This is a genomic window from Cellulomonas sp. A375-1 (assembly GCF_001040865.1).
Taxonomy (GTDB): Bacteria; Actinomycetota; Actinomycetes; order Actinomycetales; family Cellulomonadaceae; genus Cellulomonas; species Cellulomonas gelida.
Genome location: NZ_LFKW01000033.1, coordinates 6,455 through 14,660 on the forward strand (window position 1 = coordinate 6,455; position 8,206 = coordinate 14,660).

7 protein-coding genes are annotated in these 8,206 nt (G+C 72.3%); all 7 read right to left on the reverse strand.

Going from position 1 to position 8,206, the window contains the following annotated elements; translation table 11 throughout:
- Positions 1–563: zinc ribbon domain-containing protein (locus CWIS_RS19815; RefSeq protein ID WP_197080749.1), on the reverse strand; the 563-nt coding region annotated here is incomplete at its 3' end.
- 51 nt (positions 564–614) lie between these two features.
- Positions 615–1,622 (reverse strand): polyprenyl synthetase family protein, encoded by a 1,008-nt coding sequence (locus tag CWIS_RS03655; protein ID WP_048341890.1) that lies wholly within the window; start codon positions 1,620–1,622, stop codon positions 615–617.
- A gap of 94 nt (positions 1,623–1,716) precedes the next feature.
- Positions 1,717–3,444 carry an NADH-quinone oxidoreductase subunit NuoN gene (gene nuoN / locus CWIS_RS03660; protein WP_048341891.1) on the reverse strand — a complete coding sequence of 576 codons (1,728 nt, stop codon included), beginning with the start codon at positions 3,442–3,444 and terminating at the stop codon, positions 1,717–1,719.
- Entirely contained in the window at positions 3,441–4,979 is a 1,539-nt protein-coding gene (locus tag CWIS_RS03665; RefSeq protein ID WP_048341892.1) for an NADH-quinone oxidoreductase subunit M, read from the reverse strand. The genes nuoN and CWIS_RS03665 overlap by 4 nt, the downstream gene beginning before the upstream one ends.
- A gap of 8 nt (positions 4,980–4,987) precedes the next feature.
- Positions 4,988–6,991 carry an NADH-quinone oxidoreductase subunit L gene (gene nuoL / locus CWIS_RS03670; RefSeq protein ID WP_048341893.1) on the reverse strand — a complete coding sequence of 668 codons (2,004 nt, stop codon included), beginning with the start codon at positions 6,989–6,991 and terminating at the stop codon, positions 4,988–4,990.
- A 10-nt stretch (positions 6,992–7,001) separates the two neighbouring features.
- On the reverse strand, positions 7,002–7,301 hold the full coding sequence (gene nuoK / locus CWIS_RS03675; RefSeq protein WP_048341894.1) for an NADH-quinone oxidoreductase subunit NuoK: 300 nt from the start codon (positions 7,299–7,301) through the stop codon (positions 7,002–7,004).
- Positions 7,298–8,206, reverse strand: a 909-nt coding sequence (locus tag CWIS_RS03680; protein ID WP_082156188.1) for an NADH-quinone oxidoreductase subunit J, incomplete at its 5' end; no start/stop codon positions are given. The genes CWIS_RS03680 and nuoK, both read right to left, overlap by 4 nt.

Genomic DNA, 8,206 nt, shown 5'->3' on the forward strand with positions numbered 1-8,206 from the left:
GACCCAGCCTGTGCACCGCTCGAGGGCACGGCACCGGTGGGAGCAACGCCGGTCGGAGCAACGCTCGTCGGAGCAGTGCTCGTCGGGACAGCGCTCGTCGGAACAGCGCTCGTCGGCATCGAGCCCGCAGGTGCGGAGCCGGCCGGCGCTGCCCCAGCCGGTCCTGCACCGGTCGGTCCTGCGGCGGGTGGCGGCGGGGGCATCAGGCCGGCGCCGCCTGGTGCCGGGGCGACGGGCGCGGCGTGCGGTCCGGGCGGCGGCTGGCTCGTGGCCAGGGGACCCGGCGCGGGCGCGACCGGCCCGGACGACGGCACGGGCGGCAGCGGCGTGTACGGCGCCGCCGCGTGCGGGTAGGGCACGACGGGCGACGGGGGCACCGCCGTGACGCGCGCGCCGCACTCGGCGCAGAACATCGCGCCGCTGTCGAGCTCCGCGCCGCACGTGCTGCACAGTCTCGCGCTCACCACGTCCCCTTCCGCTCGGGCCGGTCGGTCACGCGCTTGCCACGATGCCCGCCGCGAGCATCGTGCCAGAGATGGGCGCCCCGACCCGCGGGTGTTCACACGTCCAGGTGGCGCGGCGGGGCGTCGCGGGCCCTCGGAGAGGGCCCGGAGTCAGGAGGCGCGGTCCACGAGCGCGTCGGCGAACGACACGAGCGCATCCTTGACCGGGCCCGCGGGCAGCGGCTCGAGCACGCGCACGGCGTCACGCGCGAGCGCGACGGCCCGGTCCCGGGTCTGCCCGACCACCGCGTGCTCGCGCAACGCCGTGACGGCCGACGCCAGTGCGGCGTCGTCGGTCAGGTCGCCGTCGAGCCGGGCGAGCAGGGCCAGGTCCTCGTCCGTCGCGTCGGGGCTCGCGCACCGCGCGCGCAGCAGCAGCACCGGCATCGTCGGGACGCGCTCGCGCAGGTCGGTGCCCGGCGTCTTGCCGGTCAGCGCGCCGTCGGCGGTCAGGTCGATGACGTCGTCGGCGAGCTGGAAGGCGACGCCGATGCGCTCGCCGAACTCGGTGACCGTGTGGACGACGGCCGGCGTGCATCCCGCGAACATCGCGCCGAGCCGGGCCGAGGTCGCGAGCAGCGAGGCGGTCTTGTCGGCGAGCACCTGCAGGTAGTGCTCCACGGGGTCGTCGCCGTCGCGCGGCCCGACGGTCTCGTGCAGCTGGCCCAGGCAGAGCCGCTCGAAGGTGCGGGCCTGGATCCGGACGGCCTCCGGGCCGAGCCCGGCGACGGTCGACGACGCGCGCGCGAACAGCAGGTCGCCGGTGAGGATCGCCACCGAGTTGCCCCACACCTCGTGCGCGGACGGCGCCCCGCGACGCAGCGGAGCGGAGTCCATCACGTCGTCGTGGTACAGCGTCGCGAGGTGCGTGAGCTCCACGACGACAGCCGCGTCCACGACCTCCCGTCGCGTCCCGTCGCCCAGCTCGGCGACGAGCAGGGTCAGCAGCGGCCGCAGCCGCTTCCCGCCTGCGTTGACGAGGTGCCGGGAGGCGTCGTCGGCGAGGGCGTCCGCGTGCGCGACGGCGTCACGCAGCGCCTCTTCCACGAGGGCGAGGCGCGAGGTCAGGCGATCAGCCAGGGCCGGGTCGGCCAGGGGGATGGCCGCGGTCGAAGTCACGGGACGAACCTATCCCGCCGGGGCGCGTGCTTCCGCACCGCGCCCCGGGGGGTCGGGACACTCCGGACAAGCCGGGCCGGACGGGCCGCGGGGATCAGGGCAGGAACCGCGCGACGTCGGAGATGAGGTCGAGCACGGGCGTCGGGAAGACGCCCAGCACGACCGTCACGAGCGCGCAGACGCCGATCGCGACCGCCGCGAGACCCTCCGACGGCACGACCGTCGTCGTGGTCGTCGGCGCGGGCGCCACGACGAGCGTCGCCACGGCGCCGGCGCCGTCGTCGGTCGTGAGCGCGACGTCCGCACCGGCGGTCGGAGCACCCGCCTCGACGGCGCCGGGCGCGTCCGGCGCCGACTCGTGCGCAGGCGACGTGAAGTACATCAGCACGATGATGCGCACGTAGAAGAACGCGGCGGCGGCCGAGCTCAGCACGCCGACGAGCGCGAGCGGCCACGCGCCGCCCTCGACCGCCGCGGAGAACACCGCGAACTTCCCGATGAACCCGGCCGTGAGCGGGATGCCCGCGAACGAGAGCAGGAACAGCGCGAACGCGCCGGCGAGCACCGGGCTCGTCCGGCCCAGGCCCGCCCACTGGGACAGGTGGGTCGCCTCGCCGAGCACCGACGCGCGCAGGGCTTCGTCGCTCTCGTCGTCGTCCGACGCGGCCGAGACGCTGCGCTCGCGCACGAGCCACACGATGCCGAACGCACCGATCGTCGCGACGCCGTACGCCAGCAGGTAGAACAGCACCGCGCTGATGCCGGCGTCGTCGAGCGCGATGACACCGGTGAGCACGAAGCCCGCGTGCGCGATCGAGGAGTACGCGAGGAGGCGCTTGACGTCGGTCTGCACGAGTGCGACGACCGTGCCGAGCACCATCGTCGCGATCGCGACGGTCCACAGGACCACGTCGAGGTCCCACTGCAGGCCGGGGAACACCGTGTAGTAGACGCGCAGCAGCGCGCCGAACGCGGCGATCTTGGTGCACGCGGCCATGAAACCGGTGATCGGCGTGGGCGCACCCTGGTAGACGTCGGGCGTCCACGCATGGAACGGCACCGCACCCACCTTGAAGAGCAGGCCGACGAGCAGCAGCACCGCGCCGACGAGCAGCAGGGGGTCGAGCGCCGACGGGGTCGCGACCGCGGCGGCGATGTCGGAGTAGCGCAGCGATCCGGCGTACCCGTAGAGCAGTGCGACGCCGAAGATCAGCAGCGCCGAGGCGAACGCGCCGAGCAGGAAGTACTTGAGCGCGGCCTCCTGCGACAGCAGGCGACGACGCCGCGCCATGCCCGTGAGCAGGTACAGCGGGAGCGACAGCACCTCGAGCGCGACGAAGAGCGTGAGCAGGTCGCCCGTCGCGGGCAGGATCATCATGCCGCCGGTGGCCAGCAGCAGGAGCGGGTAGACCTCGGTCTGCGTGATGCCCTTGCGCCGCGCGAGGTCCTCGTACTCCGACCCGGGGACGGACGCGGCGCTCGGCGCGAACGCGTCCTCGCCCGTGGCGGTGCGGTCGGCGACGACGAGCAGCGCGAGCAGCGTGAGCACGCCGAGCGCGCCCTGCAGGACGAGCGTCGGCCCGTCGACGAGCAACGAGCCCTCGAGCACGTCGCGCCCGCCGCTGGACCGCACGCCGCTCCACAGCGCCGCGACGGCGACGATCGAGCCGACGAGCGCGCCGAACGTGAGCACGAGCTGCACGGGGCGACGCACGCGGTCGGGCACGAACGCCTCGACGAGCACGCCGAGCACGCCGGCCGCGAGCACGATCAGCACGGGGGACAGTGCCCCCCACGCGATGTCCGGTGCCGTGAAGGTCACTGGTCGCTCCCTTCGAGAGCAACGGACGGGACGTCCTGCACCCCGACGACGTCGAGGGTGACGGAGGCGGGCGGTCGCACGAGGTCGAGCGCGGGGGCCGGGACGAAGCCGAGCACGAGCATCGCCGCGACGAGCGGGGCCACGGCCCAGCGCTCGGTCGCGCTGACGTCACGCATGCCGGAGAACTCGTCGCGCGGGGGTCCCGAGAAGATCCGCTGGTAGGTCCACAGCACGTAGATCGCGGCGAGCACCACGCCGAGCGTCGCGACGATCGCGGCGGCCGGGTGCCGCGCGAACGTCCCGACTATGACCATGAACTCGGACACGAACGTCGACAGGCCGGGCAGCGAGAGCGCCGAGAGGCCCGAGACCAGGAACAGACCGGCGAGCACCGGCACGACCTTGGCCAGGCCGCCGAAGTCGGCGATCTGCTGCGACCCGCGGCGCGCGACGAGGAACCCGGCGAGCAGGAACAGCGCGCCCGTCGAGAGCCCGTGGTTGACCATGTAGAACGACGAGCCCGCGATCGACGTCGACGTGAACGCGAAGATGCCGAGCACGATGAACCCGAAGTGCGACACCGACGTGTACGCGATGAGCCGCAGCAGGTCCTTCTGGCCGATGGCGAGCAGCGCGCCGTACAGGATCGAGACCACGGCCAGCACGATCACGGTGGGCGCGGCCCAGCGCGAGGCGTTCGGGAACAGCGGCAGGCACAGCGTGAGCATCCCGAAGGTGCCGACCTTGTCGAGCACGCCGACGAGCAGCGTCGAGGTCCCTGCCGGAGCCTGCTCGGCCGCGTCGGGCAACCACGTGTGGACCGGGAACATCGGGGCCTTGATCGCGAACGCGATGAAGAAGGCCACGAACAGCCACTTCTCCGTGGTCGGGTCGAGCGTCACCCCGGTCAGCTTCTCCGTGAGGAAGCCGTCCGGGCCGCCCGGTCCCTGCAGGTACAGGGCGATCACGCCGATCAGCATGATCAGGCCGCCCGCGAGCGAGAACAGCAGGAACTTGACCGCGGCGTAGCGCCGGCCCGCTCCCCCGAAGCCGCCGATCATGAAGTAGACCGGGATGAGCATGGCCTCGAAGAGGACGTAGAACAGGAAGACGTCGCGCGCGGCGAACACCGCGACGATGAACGCCTCGAGCACGATCACGAGGGCCAGGTACTTGCGCAGCGAGTCGGACGACGCCGCGTCCGAGCCCTGCTCGCGCCACGCCGCCAGCACGACGAGCGGCACGAGCAGCACCGACATGGCGATCAGCGCGAGGCCGACCCCGTCGACGCCGACCGCGTAGGACGCGCCGATCGCGGGGATCCACTGGTGCGTCTCGGACAGCTGGACGGCGCCGGCGGTCCCGGTGTCGAACGCGGAGATCGCGAGGACCACGACGACGAGCTCGACGAGCGCGATGCCCAGGGCGAGGACGCGCGCACGCGGGCGCAGCGCCTTCGGCGCGAACCACAGCAGCAGCGCACCGAGGACCGGCCACGCGATGAGCGTGGTCAGCCAGGGGAAGTCGGGCGACATCGCTCTCCTCAGCTCTGGACGACGAGCACGACGACCAGGAGGACCAGCAGGCCTCCGAGCATCGTCGCGGCGTAGGTACGGACGTAACCGGTCTGCGCGCGGCGCAGCAGGCTGCCGAGGCCGACGGTCGAGTGCGCGAGGCCCTTGACCCCACCGTCGACGACCGCGTGGTCGGCGTAGACCAGGGACCGGGTCAGGTGCTGGCCGGGCTCGACGAGCACCGCGTCGTTGACCGCGTCCTGGTACAGGTCGACGCGGGCGGCACGCGTGAGCGACGTGCCGAGCGGCGGCACGACCGGCACGGTCGAGACCGCGTAGCGGCGCCACGCGAGCACGAGGCCCGCGATCACGACGGTGAGCGTGAGCGCGATCAGCAGCCAGGCCGGCAGCACGGGCTCGCCGTGCTCGGCGTGCCCGGTCACGGGCTCGAGCCAGCCGACGAAGCGGCCGCCCAGCGAGAGCACGAGACCCAGACCCACGGAGCCGACGGCCAGGATGATCATCGGCCAGGTCATGAGCGCCGGGGACTCGTGCGGGTGCTGCTCCGAGCCGTCCTTCTTCGTCGTCCAACGGCGCTCGCCCTCGAACGTCATGAAGAACAGGCGCGACATGTAGAACGCGGTGATCCCGGCGCCCAGCAGCGTCACGGTGCCGAACACCCACGCGCGCCACTGCGCGCCGTCGGTCGGGATGAACGCCGCCTCGATGATCTTGTCCTTGGAGAAGAACCCGGCGAACGGCGGGATGCCGAGGATCGCGAGCCAGCCCATCATGAACGTGATCCACGTGATCTTCATGTACGGGGCCAGGCCGCCGAAGCGCCGCATGTCGACCTGGTCGTCCATGCCGTGCATGACCGAGCCCGCGCCGAGGAACATGCCGGCCTTGAAGAAGCCGTGCGTGACCAGGTGGAAGATCGCGAACGCGTAGCCGATCGGGCCGAGGCCCGCGGCGAGCACCATGTAGCCGATCTGCGACATCGTCGACGCGGCGAGCGCCTTCTTGATGTCGTCCTTCGCGCAGCCGACGATCGCCCCGAACAGCAGCGTGATCGCACCGATGATCACGACGACGAGCTGCGCGGTGGGCGCCGCTTCGAACACGCCGCCGGAGCGCACGATGAGGTAGACGCCCGCCGTGACCATGGTCGCGGCGTGGATGAGCGCGGACACCGGCGTCGGGCCCGCCATCGCGTCGCCGAGCCAGGACTGCAGCGGGAACTGCGCCGACTTGCCGCACGCGGCGAGCAGCAGCATGAGCCCGATCGCGGTCAGCGTGCCCTCGCTCGCGTGGGCCCCCGGGTCGTCCAGGACGGTCGCGAAGTCCAGCGCCCCGAAGTGCGCGAACATCAGCCCCATCGCGATCAGCAGCCCGACGTCACCGATGCGGTTCGCCACGAACGCCTTCTTGGCGGCGACCGCGTAGGGCATGTGGTGGTTCCAGAAGCCGATGAGCAGGTACGAGGCCAGACCCACGCCCTCCCAGCCGACGAACAGCAGGAGGAACGAGTCCGCCAGGACCAGCACGAGCATGGCCGCGACGAAGAGGTTGAGGTAGGCGAAGAACCGGCGCCGGTCCGCGTCGTGGTCCATGTACGCCACGGAGTAGACGTGGATCAGCGTGCCGACGAACGTCACCAGCAGCACGAACGTCAGGGACAGCGGGTCGAGCCGCATGCCCGCGTCGAGGTGGAACGCGCCCGCGTCGATCCAGGTCCCGAGGTGGACGTCGAGCACGCGCTCGTCGGCCGGGCGGTCCAGGATCCGCAGGAAGGTCAGCAGCCCGACGACGAACGCGCCGCCGGACGCCAGCACGCCGAGCCAGTGACCCCACCGGTCGGCACGACGGCCGAGCAGCAGCAGGATCGCGGCGGACGCCAGCGGGAGCCCGACGAGCAGCGGCGCCACGGCGAAGATCCCTCCGCTGACGGTCTCCCCCACCGGGGAGACGGTCTCGGTGGCCAGCGTCACCGCGGGGACGAGCCCGTCGGCGACAGAGGTCAGGGTGTGCACGCGCGCTCCCTCAGCTCTTCAGGAGGTTGACGTCGTCGATCGAGGCCGATCGACGAGTACGGAAGATCGCCACGATGATCGCCAGGCCGACGACGACCTCGGCGGCGGCCACGACCATGACGAAGAACGCGAGCACCTGCCCGGTGAGCTCGCCGTGCATGCGCGAGAACGTCACCAGGGCCAGGTTCGTGGCGTTGAGCATGAGCTCGACGCCCATGAACGCGATGATCGCGTTACGGCGCAGCAGGACCGTCGCGCTGCCGACGGAGAACAGGATCCCCGAGAGCACGAGGTAGTGGGTGAGCGTCACTTGCCCTCCTCCGAGTCCGGCGCCGAGGCGTCCACGCCCGCGACCGCGTCGCCGATCTGCGGTGCGCCGACCGACGCGCCGGCCGGGTCGGCCTGCGGCGGCGGGGTCTGGTGCTGCTCCTCGTACCCGAGGGCGCCGCGCTCGACGGCCGACTTGCCCGCGATCACCCGGTCGATGCGTGCGGCGTACTCGGCGGCGTCGGCCTCCTGGCCGCGCACGCGCAGCACGCGCGGCACCGAGCTCGTGATCGGGCGGCCGTACGGGTCGAGCGCGGGGACGTCCATCGCGTTGTGCTTGGCGTACACACCCGGAGCCGGCAGCGGGGCCAGCGTCTGCCCGGCGCGCACGCGCGCGTCGGCGCGCTCGCGCTGACCGAGGCGCGGCGTCAGGCGACGACGGTGCGTGAACACGAGCGCACCGAGCGCCGCGGTCACGAGCAGCGCGCCCACGACCTCCATCGCGAAGACGTACTGACCGAAGATCAGGTGCGCGATGCCCCGGGGGTTCGTGCTCTCGTTCGCCGTGCCCAGACCGACCGGGTCGGGGTACGTGGCGGTGCCGATCACGCCCGCCAGGACGACGAGCAGGCCGAGCCCCGCGAGCCAGCCGATCCAGCGCTGGCCGCGGATGGTCTCGACCAGCGAGTCGGCCGAGCTCACGCCGACGAGCATCAGCACGAACAGGAACAGCATCATGATCGCGCCCGTGTAGACGACGACCTGCACGACGCCGAGGAACACCGCGCCCTGCGTGACGTACAGGAACGCCAGGCTGATCATCACGAGGATCACGCACAGCGCGGCGTGCACGGCCTTGCGCGCGAACAGCAGGCCGAACGCGGCGATCACCATGATCGGCGCGAGCACCCAGAACAGCACGGCCTCGGCGGTGGACGGGTCGCCCGC

Excerpts from the sequence above, each read along its gene's own strand:
- CWIS_RS03665 (WP_048341892.1), bottom strand. The coding sequence starts at position 4,979 with ATGTCGCCCGACTTCCCCTGGCTGACCACGCTCATCGCGTGGCCGGTC.